Origin of the sequence: Myxococcus xanthus (genome assembly GCF_006402735.1) — a bacterium.
Classification (GTDB): domain Bacteria; phylum Myxococcota; class Myxococcia; order Myxococcales; family Myxococcaceae; genus Myxococcus; species Myxococcus xanthus_A.
On sequence record NZ_CP017174.1, the window covers coordinates 7,166,194 to 7,182,640 of the forward strand.

16 protein-coding genes and 1 other RNA gene are annotated in these 16,447 nt (G+C 69.9%); 10 read left to right on the plus strand and 7 right to left on the minus strand.

Translation table 11 applies throughout. The features are described 5' to 3' along the window. Nucleotides 1–3: 3 nt before the first annotated feature. Complete coding sequence (locus BHS09_RS29405) at nucleotides 4–1,737, minus strand: AgmX/PglI C-terminal domain-containing protein (protein WP_140799675.1); 1,734 nt, start codon at nucleotides 1,735–1,737, stop codon at nucleotides 4–6. Nucleotides 1,738–1,885: 148 nt separating this feature from the next. On the opposite strand from BHS09_RS29405, the gene BHS09_RS29410 reads away from it, so the two are divergent. After that, nucleotides 1,886–2,179, plus strand: coding sequence for a TIGR02300 family protein (locus BHS09_RS29410; RefSeq protein WP_140794739.1), 294 nt, complete (start codon nucleotides 1,886–1,888; stop codon nucleotides 2,177–2,179). A gap of 87 nt (nucleotides 2,180–2,266) precedes the next feature. Here the strand turns inward: BHS09_RS29410 and BHS09_RS38930 are convergent, their stop codons facing one another. Both BHS09_RS38930 and BHS09_RS29415 read right to left on the minus strand, forming a co-directional pair. Next, the gene (locus tag BHS09_RS38930; RefSeq protein WP_020478388.1) at nucleotides 2,267–2,434 is read right to left on the minus strand and encodes a hypothetical protein; all 168 of its coding nucleotides are present in this window, start codon (nucleotides 2,432–2,434) and stop codon (nucleotides 2,267–2,269) included. Nucleotides 2,435–2,576: 142 nt separating this feature from the next. Then, the gene (locus BHS09_RS29415) at nucleotides 2,577–3,401 is read right to left on the minus strand and encodes a cupredoxin domain-containing protein (RefSeq protein ID WP_140799676.1); all 825 of its coding nucleotides are present in this window, start codon (nucleotides 3,399–3,401) and stop codon (nucleotides 2,577–2,579) included. Between the two features lie 106 nt (nucleotides 3,402–3,507). On the opposite strand from BHS09_RS29415, the gene BHS09_RS29420 reads away from it, so the two are divergent. The 3 genes from BHS09_RS29420 to BHS09_RS29430 are packed head-to-tail and all read left to right on the plus strand — an operon-like array spanning nucleotide 3,508 to nucleotide 5,945. Further along, nucleotides 3,508–4,239, plus strand: coding sequence for a zinc ribbon domain-containing protein (locus tag BHS09_RS29420; protein ID WP_140794741.1), 732 nt, complete (start codon nucleotides 3,508–3,510; stop codon nucleotides 4,237–4,239). A gap of 18 nt (nucleotides 4,240–4,257) precedes the next feature. Then, nucleotides 4,258–4,896: a ribonuclease HI family protein gene (locus BHS09_RS29425; protein ID WP_140794742.1), complete on the plus strand. Its 639-nt coding sequence runs from the start codon at nucleotides 4,258–4,260 to the stop codon at nucleotides 4,894–4,896. A 29-nt stretch (nucleotides 4,897–4,925) separates the two neighbouring features. Then, on the plus strand, nucleotides 4,926–5,945 hold the full coding sequence (locus BHS09_RS29430) for a restriction endonuclease (RefSeq protein WP_140794743.1): 1,020 nt from the start codon (nucleotides 4,926–4,928) through the stop codon (nucleotides 5,943–5,945). Nucleotides 5,946–5,960: 15 nt separating this feature from the next. Here BHS09_RS29430 and BHS09_RS29435 read toward each other — a convergent pair whose 3' ends face one another. Continuing rightward, nucleotides 5,961–7,289, minus strand: a complete 1,329-nt coding sequence (locus tag BHS09_RS29435) for a reverse transcriptase family protein (RefSeq protein ID WP_140799677.1) — start codon at nucleotides 7,287–7,289, stop codon at nucleotides 5,961–5,963. 284 nt (nucleotides 7,290–7,573) lie between these two features. On the opposite strand from BHS09_RS29435, the gene BHS09_RS29440 reads away from it, so the two are divergent. From BHS09_RS29440 to BHS09_RS29450, 3 genes are all read left to right on the plus strand, one after another. Beyond that, a complete protein-coding gene (locus BHS09_RS29440; RefSeq protein ID WP_140799678.1) occupies nucleotides 7,574–8,854 on the plus strand; it encodes an RNA polymerase sigma factor in 1,281 nt (426 codons plus the stop codon). A gap of 71 nt (nucleotides 8,855–8,925) precedes the next feature. Continuing rightward, an RNA gene (gene rnpB / locus BHS09_RS29445) (RNase P RNA component class A) lies at nucleotides 8,926–9,321 on the plus strand. Nucleotides 9,322–9,420: 99 nt separating this feature from the next. Continuing rightward, on the plus strand, nucleotides 9,421–9,927 hold the full coding sequence (locus tag BHS09_RS29450; RefSeq protein WP_140799679.1) for a lipoprotein: 507 nt from the start codon (nucleotides 9,421–9,423) through the stop codon (nucleotides 9,925–9,927). Between the two features lie 33 nt (nucleotides 9,928–9,960). Here the strand turns inward: BHS09_RS29450 and BHS09_RS29455 are convergent, their stop codons facing one another. Beyond that, nucleotides 9,961–10,518 (minus strand): hypothetical protein, encoded by a 558-nt coding sequence (locus BHS09_RS29455; protein ID WP_171445472.1) that lies wholly within the window; start codon nucleotides 10,516–10,518, stop codon nucleotides 9,961–9,963. A gap of 69 nt (nucleotides 10,519–10,587) precedes the next feature. Between BHS09_RS29455 and ftsY the strand changes: the two genes are divergently transcribed. Continuing rightward, nucleotides 10,588–12,153, plus strand: a complete 1,566-nt coding sequence (ftsY, locus tag BHS09_RS29460; protein ID WP_140794748.1) for a signal recognition particle-docking protein FtsY — start codon at nucleotides 10,588–10,590, stop codon at nucleotides 12,151–12,153. Between the two features lie 9 nt (nucleotides 12,154–12,162). Here the strand turns inward: ftsY and BHS09_RS29465 are convergent, their stop codons facing one another. Then, the gene (locus BHS09_RS29465; RefSeq protein WP_140794749.1) at nucleotides 12,163–14,055 is read right to left on the minus strand and encodes a M1 family aminopeptidase; all 1,893 of its coding nucleotides are present in this window, start codon (nucleotides 14,053–14,055) and stop codon (nucleotides 12,163–12,165) included. 53 nt (nucleotides 14,056–14,108) lie between these two features. On the opposite strand from BHS09_RS29465, the gene BHS09_RS29470 reads away from it, so the two are divergent. Further along, nucleotides 14,109–14,705 carry a hypothetical protein gene (locus tag BHS09_RS29470; RefSeq protein WP_140799680.1) on the plus strand — a complete coding sequence of 199 codons (597 nt, stop codon included), beginning with the start codon at nucleotides 14,109–14,111 and terminating at the stop codon, nucleotides 14,703–14,705. A 52-nt stretch (nucleotides 14,706–14,757) separates the two neighbouring features. Here the strand turns inward: BHS09_RS29470 and BHS09_RS29475 are convergent, their stop codons facing one another. Continuing rightward, a complete protein-coding gene (locus BHS09_RS29475; protein ID WP_140799681.1) occupies nucleotides 14,758–15,807 on the minus strand; it encodes a PEGA domain-containing protein in 1,050 nt (349 codons plus the stop codon). A gap of 83 nt (nucleotides 15,808–15,890) precedes the next feature. Between BHS09_RS29475 and BHS09_RS29480 the strand changes: the two genes are divergently transcribed. Continuing rightward, nucleotides 15,891–16,433: a hypothetical protein gene (locus tag BHS09_RS29480; protein WP_174260600.1), complete on the plus strand. Its 543-nt coding sequence runs from the start codon at nucleotides 15,891–15,893 to the stop codon at nucleotides 16,431–16,433. Nucleotides 16,434–16,447: the final 14 nt, after the last annotated feature.

Sequence of the window (16,447 nt, forward strand, 5' to 3'; positions counted from 1 at the left end):
CGGCTACATCGACTTGGAGAGGACCAGCGGAATCTCCAGGTCCACGTCCTCGCCGGCGAAGGCGGAGAAGACCATCCCCTTCGCGCGGTCGCGGATGCAGGTGCCCACCGGGCTGTTGCGGTTCAGGTCCTTGCGGTCGAACGTGGCCGCCTTCACCGTGCCCGAGCTGCCCACGGTGGCCGTCAGCGTCACCTTGCCGCCCTTGAAGGACGGGTTCTTCCGCAGCTCGGCCTCCACGCAGTCCCGGAAGGCGGGCTGCGCCTTCGCCAGGACGCGCTCCACCTCTTCATCGGACGGGCCGCCGACGTCCTCGGTGTCGGCGGCGGCCACTTCCTCGCCGCTGCGCACCGCCGGGTCCACGTCCTTCTTGTCCGGGTCCACGTAGACGGCCTCCAGCGCCCCCTTGGACGGCGCCGCGGCGGCCTCCGGGTCCGCCACCCCGCCGGTACCGGCGGGCGCGGTGGCCGGACGATTGCCCTCCGAGGGGGGCACCGGGCGCTTGCCCTCGGCCGGCGGCTTGGAGGGCGCGGGCGGCGGCGCACGGCCCATCAGCTTGTCGCGCAGCGCGCCCACGCCTTCCGACGAGAAGACGGGTTGCTCCACCGCGTTGCCGCTGGCATCCACTGTCTGCACGCGCAGCGGCACCACGCCCAGCGTCTCTGACAGGACATACGCCAGGCCCAGCGGGACGATGAGCAGCAGCAACGCGAAGACGGCGTACTTCCAGGCGGGGTTGCGGCGCGTGACACCCGACTTCTTGGCGAAGTGGCGCGTGTCCTCCACGGCCTTGCCTTCGTCGTCGTCCTCGCCGCCGCCCAGCGCGGCCCGCGGATCCTCGGGGTACGGCACTCCGTTGTCGTCCTGGGGCTCCGCGTCGTCACCGCCGTTGCGGTTGCCCGGCAGGTCCAGGTCGGAGAACAGCGCGTCGTCCAGCGGCGCGGCTGCGGCGGCCTGGGGCTGCTGCGCGCGGCGGGTCACCTGGGCCTGCTGCTGGGGCTGCTGCTGCGCGCGCGGCAAGGGGTCGCCGTAATAGGTGTTGTCCGGCGCTTCGTCTTCCTCATCCGGCCAGGGCTGCTCGGGCTCGGCGTGCCGCGGCTCGGGCTCTGGAATGAAGGCCTGCGGTTCCGGCTCCCGGCGCGCGGGCGCGCCGCGCGCGGGGCGTGCGGGCTCCGGCGGAGGCGGCGCGGCGATGGCGGGCGGCGGCGGGGGCGGCTCGGCGGCGGGCGGAGGCTCGAAGAGGCCGGCCAGCTCGGGGATGTCCGAACCGCGCTTCCAGTCCGCCATGCCCTGCTGCCAGAAGAAGCTGCGGCCATTCACGGTGTTGGTGGCCACCAGCTCGCGGAGGGCGCCCTCGTCCAGCGGGCCCTCCTGCTTGTTGCGCACCATGACGAACCAGGGCGAACCCGTGGCCTTCATGGGCGCGGCGCGCGTGGGCTCATCGTCCCAGGGCGTCTGCAAGGCGGCCGCGGGCGCCTTCGCCACCGGGGCGGCCGCGATGGGCGCGCTGATGACGGCCGCCGGGGCGGCGCTCGCTTCAGGCTCCGCCAGGGAACGCTCCTGGGCGCGGATGCGTTCCACGTCCGCCAGGGACACCACGCGGGTGTTCTCTTCCTCGGCGGGCCCTTCGACGGTGATGACGTTCTGGCAGTTCTTGCAGCGGACCTTGACCGTCTTGCCGCGGACCTTTTCGTCCGCAATGGAATACCGCTTCTGGCAATTGTCGCAGGTAAAGTTCAAGAGGGGCGTCCAGCTTCCGGGGGAAAACGCGGGCGGGATGCTACCGCTAGAAATCTCCGGCGCAAACCACAGGTTGACTCTGTCTTGCGGCCCAACTATTGAGCCGCCCTCCCCCCTGTCTTCACTCGCCTTTTACACAAGGTGGCGAATGCCGGCGAAGGACCTCGGAACAAAACACGTCTGCTTCAAGTGCCAGACGAAGTTCTACGACATGAAGAAGCCGGACCCGATCTGCCCGAAGTGTGGGGCGGATCAACGGGAAAGCCCGGCGCTCAAGCCACAGCCCGAGGGAAGGCGCGGCCGTCTCGCCGCCGCCCCGAAGGTCATTGAGCCTATCGAACCGGAGGAACCCACCGGTCGCGGCGAAGAAGAGGAGGAGGAGCTGGACTCCTTCGACGACGACGAGGCGGCGGGAGGCGAAAGCGAAGAGGACGAAATCTAGGTTCGCAAGCAACGAGGGGCTCCACGGCGCAAGCTGGGAGCCCCTTCGCTATTCAGGCCATGGCGCTCGCGCCCGGACGGCCTGGCTTCAGTTGGACGAGACGGGCGTCAGCTCCACCAGCGCACGGCGGAGCTGCTCGTACAGGGTCGGCCCCATCTCCTGCATGCCGATGGGCCGGACCGCCGCCTTGCGGGGCGCCTCCAGGCCGCGCATGCCGTTACTCGGGAATGCTTGCTTCTTTGGCTGCTGCTGCATGACTCGGCCCCCTCTTCTCGGTCGTGGCTTCTGCCGTCCGTATAACAATTTTTCCACAGGAACGGAAACCCCAATCGATTCGCGGCTTCTCAACCTTTTAGACGTCGAGCGCCGGAATCCTTCAGGGAGACGGCCTGGCGGGCTACTTCAGGTCAGCCACCGGCCACTCCGCGTCCACCTGGACGCGCTCGCCGGCGCGAACCGTCACGGTGCGGGCTTGTTCTGGAAGCCGCTCGTGCCAGAGGACCAGGGTGTGGGTGCCCTCGGGGACCTCCAGTTGGAAGCGCCCATCCGCGCCGCTGGTCGCGAAGTACCCATGGTTGAAGATGCGCACGCGCGCGCGCATCCAGGGATGGATGTCGCAGTGGATGGGGACTTCGCCCGGCTCGGTGGGCAACTGCCGCTTCACCGTCATTCCCTCCAGCGGCATGGCCACGTTGAAGAAGGCGCGGTTGGTTCCAGAGGCGGCGCGAACGTTGTGGACCAACGGGTCCGAGTTCCGAATGACCAGGGTGCTTCCAGTGCGAGCAGCGAGCACGGGCGGGTCATAGACGCACTGCTTCTGGTCCAGCACGGGCTCCGGCGCGGCGCGGCTGGACGCGGGCAGCGCGTGGCCGTCTCTAAGGGAAACCACGGTGTGGGCCAACGCGCCCTCGCTGCCCACCACGAGCGTGCGCTCCTCCGTCTCCTCGCCGCACACGGAGACGACAGTGCCGATAGTGGGCTGGCGGGCGGGCGATGGGGGAGTGCCGGCAAGACGGACGCGCCCCTCAATGACACCCCACTTCGTGTTCGTGGCGGCGGGCGCTACGGCCGGCGCGGTGGTGGTGGCGGGCGGCGGGGACGCGGACTCCTTGCAGGCGGGAGCGAGCGCGAAGAGAACGATGACGAAGGATGGACGAAGCACGCGCTCCGGTCTAACGGGTGCGTGAAGCTGTTTCAAATGCAGCATGGCAGCAAGGGCCACGAGGGATGACTCATGGCCCATTTGGACGTTGGACCCTCATTATCCTTGTTGGTACAAGAACTAGGCCGTTGCCGTACACGGTGCGGCCCTGTGGGAGGCAGCAACTTTGCGGGAGAAATTGAAAGCGCTGGCGGAGCTGCAGAACGTGGACCTCGAGGTCGCCTCGCTCCGGAAGGCCGCGGACGTTCACCCCCGTCAGATTGCCGAGTTGGAGCGGGAACTGGGTGTGGCCCGCAGCGCCATCGAGGCGGAACGGGCACGCGTCTCCGACATGGAGAAGCAGAAGGCCCAGCTCGAGCAGAACATCACGGACGAGAAGGACAAGGTGAAGAAGTGGGAGACGCGGCTCAGCGAGCAGCGTTCCACCCGCGAGTACTCCGCCCTGGCCCGTGAAATCGACATCGCCAAGAAGGCCAATCTGACGATGGCGGAGGAGCTGGCGGAGCTGACGAAGCAGCTCGGCGGCGCTCGCGAGGCCATCAAGGGCAAGGAGGCCGACTACGCGACGAAGCAGCAGGGCCTTTCCGGCCGGATGACGGAGCTGCGCGGCAAGCTGGGCGAGGCCGAGTCGCAGGTGAAGGGACTGGAAGGCCGTCGCTCGGAAGTCGCGTCGGGCGTGGATGCCACCCTGCTGCGCCGCTACGAGGCGGTGCGCAAGAAGAAGCTGCCCGCCATGGTCGGCGTGGTCGCCGGCACCTGCCAGGGCTGCAACATGAACGTGCCCCCGCAGCTCTACAACCAGCTTCGTACCGGGCTGGGCACGGACATCTGTCCTTCGTGCAACCGCATCATCTACGCGGTGGAAGCGCTGCAGGAAACCCCAGCGGCGGCGAAGTAGCGGCGCGGCTTCGTGGACATGCCCGCGCCGTCCATCATCGACATCCTCCGCCACATCGCGCGTGAGGAGCCGTTGCAAGGGACGGTGCGAGAGTTCCGGGGCCTCACCCGGGAGCACCTCGGGCAGCTCATCGAGGAGGCCGCGCAGCGGCTCGGCGGGATGCTGCCGACCTCCGCCTCGGCGACTCCGGGCTCGCAGGAAACGCCTGGGGCCGTGAGCCCGCCGGTGGATGCGGCGCCTGCTTCCGAATCGCATCCGCGGCTGCGCGTCTATTCGGACGGCGCGGCCCGGGGCAATCCAGGGCCCGCGGGCGCGGGCGCGGTGCTGATGGACCCCTCGGGCAACGTGGTGGCCCGGTTGGGGCGGTTCCTGGGGCATCAGACGAACAACAGCGCGGAGTACATGGGCCTGCTGCTGGGCCTGAAGCACGCGCAGTCCCTGGGCGCGCGCGAGGTGGAAGTCTTCGCGGACAGCGAGCTGCTGATTCGTCAGCTCGGCGGGCGCTACCAGGTGAAGAGCCCGACGCTGAAACCGCTGTATGAAGAGGCGCGGAAGCTACTCAAGGGTTTCACCAAGGTGAAGCTGCACCACGTCCCCCGCGCGCAGAACGCCGAGGCGGATGAGATGAGCAACCGCGCCATTGATGAGCGGCTGTAGTTCTTCCAGTACGGACATCAGGGGGAGTGGTGACTGCCAACAAGCGCCTGTGGTTCATCCGTGCGGGCCGCGATGCCGCGTTCTTCGATGCCTTCCGGACGGAGGGGTACGTCGGCATTGGCTGGGACAAGCTCGGCCAGCTCGCGCCGGACGTGAGTGCGGACGAGCTCGACGCCCGGTTCGCCAAGGCCTACCCGGAGGACAAGGAAGGCACTCGGAGGGTCTGGGCCGCGCAGGTCCGCCGGTTCATGCGCGATGTTGAGCAAGGCGACAGCGCGGTGACCTATGACCCGAACGAGCGCATCTACCTCCTGGGGCGCATCGAATCGAACGTCGAGAACCACGCCGGGCCGCCTCCGCTGGTCCGACGCGTTCGCTGGACGCACCACGTGCTGCGAAACCAGTTGAGCGCGGCGACTCGCAATGGCCTCGGGTCCATCGCCACATTGTTCCGGCCCAACGCGGAAGCCACCACGGAACTCTGGGCGCAAGCCGTGGAACTGGAACGTCCCGTGGCGTCCCTGCCGCCCACGTCGGCCCCCACCGTGGACAGCGACGAGGGCACCGAAGCGGTGCTCCGGGAGGAGCAGTTCGAGAAGGCGGAGCAGTTCATCGAGGACCGTATCGCGAGACTGAACTGGAGCGAGATGCAGGAACTCGTCGCAGGCATCCTCCGCGCCATGGGTTATCGCACGCGCGTCGCCGCGCCTGGCGCGGACCGGGGTGTCGACATCTTCGCTTCACCCGACGGCCTGGGCCTCCAGGAACCCCGCATCTTCTGTGAGGTGAAGCACCGCGTGGGCGAGTCCATGGATTCACAATCCATTCGCGCCTTTCTCGGGGGCCGCAAGCAGGGCGACCGGTGCCTCTACGTCAGCACAGGCGGCTTTACCAAGGATGCGCGTTATGAAGCGGACCGCTCCTCGGTTCCGCTTCGCCTCCTCACCCTCTCCGACCTTCGTGAGCTTCTGGTCGAGCAGTATGAGCACCTCGACGCGGAGACGCGGGCGCTGGTCCCCCTGAAGAAGCTTTACTGGCCCGTCGGGTAGTCGAAGGGCGGGGCGTCAGTCCCACGCAATCTGGTCGAAGGTAGCGCGCAGTTTCGCACCTCGGGCTGGGTGCAGGTGTGCGACCCAGGCGATGCGGCCCAGCAGGTGCGCGCGGAAGTCGGGATGCCCCTCGGTGTTCTGGCTCGCGGGGCCTCGCGTGCGGCACAGGTGGAGAATGGCCTTCAGCCGCTCGTAGTCCACACGGCGAACCGAAGGATGCTCATTCACCACCACGCCCGCGAGCCGCTGCTGGGTACTCCGGTGCATCACCCGCGTCTTCCCTGTGCGTGGCGTGAAGCCCTCCTCGCGGAGAATCTGGCTCACGTAGCGCAGCAACTTGTGCGTGCGCCGGGCCAATGCGTCACCACCCGAGAACGCCAGGTCATCCGCGTAGCGCGTGTACTTCGCGCCCATCGCAGCAGCGAGCGCCGACAGCCGGACATCGAGCCGGTACGCCGCGAGGTTGGCCAGCGCGGGTGACGTGGGCGCCCCCTGGGGCAGGTGACGCGATTCGAGCCTCCGCCCCAGACGCCAGCGCGCGCTCGCCGCGGCGAGTGAATCCGGCCGCCGCGCCTGCGACACCACCGCGCTGGGTGTACGGTTCGTGCAGAGTCCCGCGAGCGCGCTCACCACGCCGTCCGGATAGCCCGCCGTGCGGAACACCGCCCAGATTCGCGCGGGCCGCACGGAGAAGAAGAAGTCCTCAAGGTCCACCCGGACCACCACGGCCTGCCGTGCGTGGGGCTCAGCGAAGCTGCGGACACTCCGACCCGCGACGAAGCCATGCGCCGCGTCGTGCGGCGGGATGTGGGCCAGGATGCCGTGCAGCAGCTTCCGCTGAACCAGCGACAGGTCCAATCCCGGTCGTTCCAACAGGCGCTCTCCGCCGCTGCGCTTCGGAATCCAGGTGTACCGATACCGCCGCCACCGTCCTGGCGAGGACGTGCGCTCGATGCCCGGTACATCCGCCAGCCAGTCCAACTGCGCCACTGTTACGCCCAACCATGCCGCGAGATCGGCTTGAGTCGGCAGCTCTGGCACGGGCCACGGCTGCCGCGCCATCCGCGGCTCGGAAGCAATCCAGCGCACGATGCGCGCACGTGCCGAAGGATCTGTGAAGCCCCGCACGAACGCGGGACGCGAAGCCAACAGGTCCCCGAGCAACTCCATCCGCGCATGCGGCGGACGCGGGAAGAAGATCATCGCGCTGCGAGCCAGGGACGCCACCCAGTGCGCCCGTCCTCCGACGACCTCCGTGCCCCTTTCAACGAGCCCCTTGAGCGTCCAGGGTCCCGCGAGGAACGCGGACGCGAGCGCCTGAGCCACGACACGCCGCTCGCTCATCTTCCACACTCACGCCATGCGGCGGCGTGGCCCCACCTGTCGTGTCTTGCGTGGCCCGGACCGCGGCTTGCCGCGGAGACGGCCGCGCGTGACGGTGTGCTCCTGATGAGTTGTCCCCGGGGGTGCCCCGGAGAGGCAGCGGACCGCAGCTTCACGGACCGGCTACCCGCTGGGTGTCCAAACCGCCGCATGGCCCTCCGACGGTACACGTCGCACTTTCAAAAAGAAAATGCCGTGCACGCACGCCACTTGTGCCGCGAGCGAACGGTGATTGAGTTGCGCCCGTGACGGCTTCCACCGAGACCCAGCGGACCATTCAAGCGGTCTGGAGAATCGAGTCAGCCCGCCTCATCGCGGGCCTCGCACGGATGGTGCGCGACGTGGGCCGCGCGGAGGAACTCGCACAGGACGCGCTCGTCGCCGCGCTCGAGAAATGGCCAGAGTCGGGCGTCCCGGACAACCCGGGCGCGTGGCTCATGGCCACCGCCAAGCGCCGTGCCATCGACGAACTGCGGCGGGACAAGCTCCTCGAGCGCAAGCACGAGGAACTCGGTCACGAACTGGAGTCACTGCAAGGCTCGACCGCGCCGGACCTCGACGCCGCGCTCGACGACGTCGTGGGCGATGACCTGCTGCGCTTGATGTTCGTCTCCTGCCACCCCGTGCTCTCGAAGGAGACACGGGTAGCGCTCACGCTCCGGCTGCTCGGAGGCCTGACGACCGAGGAGATTGCACGCGCCTTCCTCGTCCCCGTCCCCACCGTGGCCCAGCGCATCGTCCGGGCCAAGCGCATGCTCGCGGAGGCACACGTCCCCTTCGAAGTCCCCGAAGGCGGGGAACTGGCCGCCCGACTGTCGACCGTGCTGGAGGTCATCTACCTCGTCTTCAACGAAGGCTACGCGGCGACGGCCGGCGACGACTGGATGCGCCCCGCGCTCTGCGAGGACGCCCTGCGCCTGGGCCGAATCCTGGCGGGACTCGCACCGAAGGAGCCCGAGGTCCATGGTCTCGTCGCGTTGATGGAGATTCAGTCGTCACGCGCACGAGCGCGCGTCGGGCCGAAGGGCGAGCCCGTCCTCCTGCTGGAGCAGAACCGAGCCCTCTGGGACCATCTCCTCATCCGCCGGGGCCTCGCGGCGCTCGAACGCGCCGAGGCGCTGGGAGGCGCCCAGGGCCCCTATGCGCTCCAGGCCGCCATCGCCGCGTGCCACGGCCGCGCCCCCACGGCCGAGGCGACGGACTGGGCACGCATCGCCGCTCTCTACGACACGCTGGCCCAGGTCGTCCCCTCCCCTGTCGTGGAGCTCAATCGGGCGGTCGCCCATTCCATGGCGTTCGGCCCGGAGGAGGGACTGACCCTCGTGGACGCGTTGACCTCGGAGCCATCACTCCAGGGCTACCACCTGCTGCCCAGCGTCCGTGGAGACCTGCTCGGCAAGCTGGGCCGGCTCGGCGAGGCCCGCGCGGAGTTCGAGCAGGCCGCCGCCCTCACGGCGAACACGCGAGAACGCGCTCTGCTCCTCGAACGGGCCGCCGCGTGCGCGCGCGGAACCGGACGTTCTTGAGGTCGGCGGACGCCCCTACCCACCTCCCGGAGTGGACCGCCCCTGCCCGGCTGTTGTAAGCGCAAGGTGCCGGAGCGGCCCGGGTGAACGCCGGTCACCGCAGTCATGGGTGGCGGGAGGAAAGTCCGAGCTCCAGAGGGCAGGGTGCTGGCTAACGGCCAGTCGAGGCGACTCGCAGGAAAGTGCCACAGAAAACAGACCGCCCGTTCCGCAAGGGGCGGGTAAGGGTGAAACGGTGCGGTAAGAGCGCACCGCGTCCGGGGTGACTCGGACGGCTCGGTAAACCCCACCTGGAGCAAGAGCCAATAGGAGCGCGTCCTCGCCGTACGGAGGACAGGGATTGCCCGTCCCACGCGTTCGGGTTGCTCGCTGATGAGGCCCCTGGGCAACCAGGGCCCTAGATGAATGTTCACCGCCCATCCCGAAAGGGGTGGGAACAGAACTCGGCTTACACGGCCGCTCCGGCGTTTTCCCTCTGAAGTCAGCGCGTGGCCCCCCTCCTCGGCGTGGGAACTGCGGTTCTCCACGATGGAGGGGCTTTGCTTCACGGGCCTAGTGTCTCCGGCATGCAAATGCAAACCGGTAGGCACTGGCAACGAAGCGTCCTGGCGGCAGTCGCAGTCCTGGCCCTGTCCGCCTGCAACGTGGGCGACGCGCACGAGGAGCCCCTGGAACTGGGCAGCAACGAAGCGGAGCTCTCCTGTCAGGTGAGCCAGCAGTGCGCGAATGGCACGTCCATCACCTGCGGCTCCGCGAGCGGCATCTGTACCTCCGGCGCTGACAACGGAGGCTGGGTGGAGTGCAACGGGAGCCGGACCTACTGTCCGACGACGACGCCGTGTACCTGCGAGAGCACGCAGCGCACATCCCAGGGCTATGCCTCCAGCTTCAACTGCCCGGCCGCATGGTCCCTGGCGGAGGAAAACGCGTTGGCCCTCGCCGAACAGGCGTGTCCACGGGGGCTCTGCAACGTCGTCACGACGCAGGGCACCTGCACCCGCGTCAACACCACCACGATGAGGGCCGGGTACACCGCCACCTACTCCTGCATGGGGCCCCCGAACTGCCAGTAGCCGGCAGCCCCCAGGTGCCCGCTCAGGCGCGACTCAACGCGCCACGGGCACCTGGCCCAGCAGGATGCGGTCCTTGCCGTCGTTGCGCACGGCGTTCGGGTTGAGGATGCGCAGCCGGGAGTCCGTGCGCGGCTCCCAGAACCCCAGCCAGATGTTCAGCGCGCGGGCCGTCGAGCCGGGCGGCACGTAGATGGGGAACTCGTCCTTCACCGTCTCACCGGGCTTCCACTGCGACGTGGGCAGCATGCCGCCCGCGGGCTTGTGGTCCACGTTGATGCGCTCGGCGCGGCCGTCCGCGTCCTCCACATGGACGAAGATGAGGTAGTCGTCGTCCATGGGCTGGAGCACCTTGAAGTAGAGCGCCACCTTCGCCTGGTCTCCGGGCGTCAGCCGCCCGGGCTCCACCGTGGCCCCCACCAGCTCCACCTTGCCGCCCAGGTTGGCGCCGCTCTTCACGGACAGCGGGGGCACCTGGGTGACGGTAGCCGCGCGCCGCTCCTGCGCGCTGGCGCCGCCGGGCGCCTCCACGATGCAGGCGCTGCCGAGCAGCAGGAGCGACGGGAGCAGGACACAAGAGGGCTTGAGACGCATCACGACTGGGTTCTACCCGGCCACGGGCGCTGCATCCACCGGCGCGTTGGTGTATGCGAACCCGCGCACATGAAGACGCCCAACGCCCTCGACGCCCTGACCGCGCAGGTGCCGCCCGCCCCCTCTCCCGCTCCCACCCCGGGCGGGGGTTCCACGCAGCCGGGCACCGGTACGCCCCCTCCGGACAGCTCCCCCGCGGGCGACGTCGTCGGCATTGGCGCCGCCGCCCTCTTCGTCCTGCTGATGGTGCTGGCCGCCCGGAAGCTGTTCTTCCGCAAGCGCCCCGAGGAGAAGAAGCCCCCCACCGTCCCTCCCGCGGCCGAAAAGCCCGCCCTCCCCGCCGAGCAGCCCCGGCTGCGCGTGGAGCTGCCCCCCTCCGAGGCGGAGGCCGCCCGGCTCCGCGAGGCCGAGGCCGCCCACGACCGCGCCGAGGCCCTGGCCCGCCAGCGCACCGAGGCCGCCCAGGCCGCCCGCACCGCCACGGACGCCGCCGAGCGCGCCCGGCTGGAGGCGGAGGCCCGCGACCTCAAGGAGCGCGAGGAGGAAGAGAAGCGCGCCGAGTACCGCGCCAAGAAGGCTGCGGACGACGAGGCCCGGGAGCGCCGCAAGCGCGAGCAGGTCGAAGCCCAGCGGCTGATGGAGGAGGAGCGCGCCCGCGAGGCCGCCGCCGCCGAGGAAGCCCGCCGCGCCGAGGAGGCCGCCGCGCGCGCCAAGGTGGAGGCCGAGGCCGGCCGCACCCTGGCCCAGGGCCTGGACAAGACCCGGAACCAGGGCTTCATGGCCCGGCTCAATGGCCTGTTCGGCCAGCAGCGCCAGGTGGACGAGTCCGTCCTGGCGGAGCTGGAGGAAATCCTCTTCACCGCCGACATCGGCGTGCGCACCGCCAACCACCTAGTGGAGGTGGCCCGCGAGAAGCTCAAGCGCAACGAGCTGAAGGACCCGGAGCGCATCAAGGGCCTCATCCGCGACGAGGTCGCCCGCATCTGCGACTTGCCCGTGCCGCGCTCCCTGGAAGGCGGCGGCCCGCCGCACGTCGTCATGGTGGTGGGCGTCAACGGCGCCGGGAAGACGACGACCATCGGCAAGCTGGCCGCGAAGCTCACCAGCGAGGGCAAGAAGGTGGTGCTCGCCGCGGGTGACACCTTCCGCGCCGCCGCCACCGAGCAGCTCGACGTGTGGGCCGAGCGCGCCCAGGCCCAGTTGGTGAAGGGCGCCGAGGGCGGAGACCCCAGCGCCGTCATCTTCGAGGCCGTCAAGAAGGCGAAGGAGGAAGGCGCGGACGTCATCATCGCGGACACCGCCGGCCGGCTCCACACCAAGGCTCCGCTGATGGAGGAGCTGAAGAAGGTGAAGCGCGTCATGGACAAGGCCCTGCCCGGCGCGCCGCACGAGGTGCTGCTGGTGCTGGACTCCACCAACGGCCAGAACGCGATTCAGCAGGCCAAGCAGTTCCACGAGGCCGTGGGCGTCAGCGCCATCGCCCTGACGAAGCTGGACGGCACCGCGAAGGGCGGCGTCGTCATTGGCATCTGCGACGAGCTGAAGCTCCCCGTCGTCTGGGTGGGCGTGGGCGAGAAGGTGGCCGACCTGCGCCGCTTCGAGCCGCGCGAGTTCGTCCGCGCCCTCTTCGACTGAGGGCCCGCGTCACTCTCCCATCAGCCCGGGGATGAGCTGCTCCAGCAGCTCCTTCGACTGGGCGTCTATCTCCTGGAAGGCCTCGAAGCCCTGCATGCCCTGGAGCGCCTCCAGGTCCATGCCGGGCAGCGACTGCAGGGCCTCCAGCCCTTCCAGTCCCTCGAAGCCGCCCAGCAGCGACTCCAGACGGGGCTTGCCCAAGTCCTCGTCGCCCTTCGCTTCCCGCCACCAGCGCGTGCGCAGCCGCTCCAGCGCGCTCGCGTTGGCGGGGCTCGCCTTCGCCAGTTCCTTCGTGAAGCAGTCCTTGCACGTCCACTTGAAGCGGTACATGTCCACGTAGGCGCGCAGGGCCTTGAGGAAGGCGGCGTCTCCCACCAGCTTCCGCGAGGCGTGGTGCAGCAGGGGCGCCTTGCCGTAGACGAGCGCGCCGTACTCCATCTCATCCGCGAAGTGGCCCGTGGGCCGGTCCGCGCGGCCGTCCTTCCCACCTGTCATCCGGTACAGGTGGTACTGACCCACCAGCGTCTCCTGGCGCACCGACTCCGCCACCTTCTTGCCGTGCTTCCATTCGAGGTAGAGGAGCGCGGCGTACTGGGCCAGCGACTCATCCACCACGGGCTCCAGGATGGGGTCCGAGCCCACGAGCCCCGCGAAGTACTGGTGCGCCACCTCGTGCGCCACGGTGAACTCCAGCGTGCGCTCCATGGCGCCGTTCAGCTGTCCCAGCACCCCTCCTCCCCCGCCCCCGCTCTGCCCCAGCATGCCCAGCATCGCCTCCAGGTCCTCCATGCCCTGCATGCCGCCGCCCAGCAGCTCGGAGGCCCCCGCCGCGCCGCGGTACAGCTGCGTCGCGATGGTGACCAGCCCCGGGAACTCCATGCCGCCCGCGCCTCCGGACAGAGGCGCCTGCACCACGCGGAAGTGCGTGTACGGCAGCGGCCCCAGACGGCGCTCGAACTCCGCCAGCATCGACGTGGCGTACTTCAACACGCGCTCGCCCGCGGCCTGGTCCGCCGCGGCGTAGTGGCTCTCCACCGTGACGCCATTCACCGTGGCGGTGGAGCTGGCGTAGCCCCGCGACACGAAGAGGGGAAAGTCGCGCACCGCCGCGGCGGCGAAGGCGTAGCGCACCCGCCCATCCCGCTCCGGGACCTCGCCCATGGGCACGCCGGTGGCGTGCACCGCCCAGCCCGTGGGCACGGTGATGGTGGCCAGCACGTGCGCCGGCTCATAGAGGCCCAGGTCTCCAATCCCCTGCGGGCCCTCCCAGGGCCTGCCGTCCTCGCCCACCGGCGGAACCTGGGGCACCACGCCCACCAGACTGATGAAGTCCGCCGTGGCGGAGAACGCCCCGTGGTCGCCGCCCGAAGGACGCCCGCCCCCACCGCCCATCAAACCGCCGAGGAGGCCTCCCGCGGCCCCGCTCGAGGGCGCGGCGGCACGCGGCACCAGGCCCTCCACCGCGACGTCCAGCACCGCGGCGGCACCCGGCGGCACCGGCTCGGACTCCAGGGACAGGCGGTACAGCGTGGGCTCCGGTCGCTCCAGTTTGACGGGCCGGCCGCCCAGCTTCGCGTCCGACAGCGTCACCCGGCGGCCCTGCGCGTTGGGCGTCAGCCGCAGGTACAGCTCGGTGAGCGGATGCTTCCGGGCCAGCACCTCCACCTGCACCCGGCCCTTCACCCCACGGGTCTCCGGGTCCACCTCCAACTGCACGCGGTAGAGCGGCAGCTCCTCCAGGGGCCCCAGCGCCTTCGCGGCCCGCTCACGCTCGGCGGGCTTCAGGTGCTGGAGGCACAGCTGAACCTCGGGAGAAACCAGGGGTTCCGCGGGCGCACCGCCCCACGCCGGCGTCCCGGAGAGCACACACCACAGCAGGCACCCATGGAGGAAGGTCCGCATGCGGCCATGCTAATTGACCCGGGTCACCCCTGCTCATCTACCCTGGACCTCCCATGCATTCTCGAACGCTCGTCATGGCCGCCACCCTGGGGCTGATGGCCTGTGCGCGGCAGGTGCCCGCCTCGGCCACGCCCACCTCCACCTCGACCGAGCCCCGTGCCGTTCGGCTCCTGCTGGACACGCCCGCCCGGGAGACACACACGCTGACCAAGCTGCGCGAAGACATCGAGGTGGACGCCACCGAAGGCGAGCGCACGCCGCGCGTCGTCGCCACCGGCCAGACGCCCACGATGAGCCTGGACGGACGCCGGGCCCGCCTCTACGGCGATGCGAAGGGGACGCTCGGCATCGCCGTGGACAACTTCCTGCTGCTGGAGGTGCTGGACGCCAGTGGACAGGTGACCCGGCGCACCACCGTGGGCTTCACCGAAGCGGTGCACATGGGCCGAGAGCAGGTGGACAGCGTGGGGCGCCGCGCCTTCACCTTCGAAGCGGGCGAAGTGGACATCACCCACCTGCTGCCCGACTCCGCCCCCTTCCAGGTCCGCGCGACCGCGCTGGACACCTGGGGCGTGGGACGGGTGAGCGACGTGTACCTGCTGCTCGCCCCGGACAGCCGCGGCGACAACGACGACCTGCGCGACCAGTAGAACCCGTGGCGCCGTCCCGCCCTCGACGTGGGCGGGACGATTCACGACCGCATCAGAAGCGAATCGCGCCCGCGGGCGGAGGGGCCTGAAGCCCCGCGCCACCACCGCGCACCGAGCGGATGCCGCCCAGCACGGCGTCACACCCCGCTGGACCGCACACAGCCTCGGGGCTCAGCGGGCTGGCACCACCGCCCTGCGTCGCCATCACCGCGCCCACCGTGCCGGCCGCCACCACCGCGCCAATGCCGGCCCACACGTACCAGCGGCCGTACCACGGCTTGGAGCCTTCCACCTCGGGCGTCTCCGGGTCCCCAGTGAACGACAGGCCGGGGGCCGTCTCGTCGTCGCGGTCGAGCTTGGAAGACGGCTCCAACACCGGGCTCTTCGGCACGTCGGCGGTGGCCACGGACGTGTCCAGCAGCGGCCGCAGGTTGCCCGTCACCTCGTACGTCCGTCCCGCGAACACGGTGATGTTGTGCACGTCCGGCTTGAAGCCCGGGGCCCGGAACTCAATCTCGCGTGAACCCGGGCGCAGCAACACGTTGGCCTGCGGCACGGCGCCCACCTGCTGCCCGTCCACCATCACCACCGCGTCCGCTACGTCCGCCGTCAGCGTGGCGAAGCCCATGGTGGCGTCCATGGACACCAGCACCTCCGCCTGCGTGCCCGACTTCACGTCGATGCGCCGCGTGAAGTCGGCGTAACCCTGCCGGCGCACCACCAGGTGGTGCTCGCCCGGGCGGACCTCCACCGGCACGACGGCCGAGGAGAGGACGCCGAACTCCTTCCCATCCACGAACAGCTTCGCGCCGCGCACGTTGCCCGTCATGCGGACGAGCACCTCCGTCTTCGCGGGCGTCAGCGGCGCCAGCAGCAGGTCGTCCTCGGCCGCGGGCTTCTTGCTGCCCTTCGCGGGCGCCTTCGCGCGCGCGGGCTTCTTGGCGGGTGCCTTCGCGGGCTTCTTCTTCACCACCTTGGGCTTGCCCGTGTTGGGCTTCGACGGCGTGGTGAGCGGCGCCAGGAAGTCATCCTGCGCGAGCGCGGCCGAAGGGGCGGCCAGGACAGTCACCAGGGCGAAGACGACGATGCGGTGGAGGCTCATGACGAACCGAAGGTTAGAGAGTCATCCCAAGGGAATCAAACAGAGTCCCAGGGCCTTGCGGATTGGGAGAATATCCGCCCCCCATGCACCGCGTCCTGCCCACACTGGTCCTCCACCTCAGCGTCCTCTCCCTCACCGCGTGCTCCGCGAAGGCGCCGCCCAGGACGGAGCCCGTGCCGCCCGCACCGCCCGCGGTGAAGATTCCCGCCGGCTGCGAGCAGAACCAGGGCGGCGAGTACCACCACGCGGGGAACCCGGCCTTCCGGTACTACGGCGACGATGACGGCAGCACACTCTCACTCGCCGTCGTCCGCGCACATGACTCGGAAGCGGTGGACGCCCCGGACGCGGGCTCGCCATCCATCGTCCTGCGGCGTACACCCGCGGGCTTCGTGGGCGAAACGCGTGCCACCGGCTTCTCCGGCGCGGGGACGCCCTGCCCCGTCACCTTTCCGACAGAGGTGGTGCGGTGCACGGACGCGGGCCTGACGCTGCGCTCGGCGACCAGTACCTCCATCGACGAGGACTGCCGCACGGCCCCGGCGGGCGCCCCCAGCGTGCGGATGGAGCAGGTGCTGCTGCGGGGGCCGCCGGATGCGGGCAGCTCGACGGACGCGGGCACCTAGAAACGCGAAAGGGG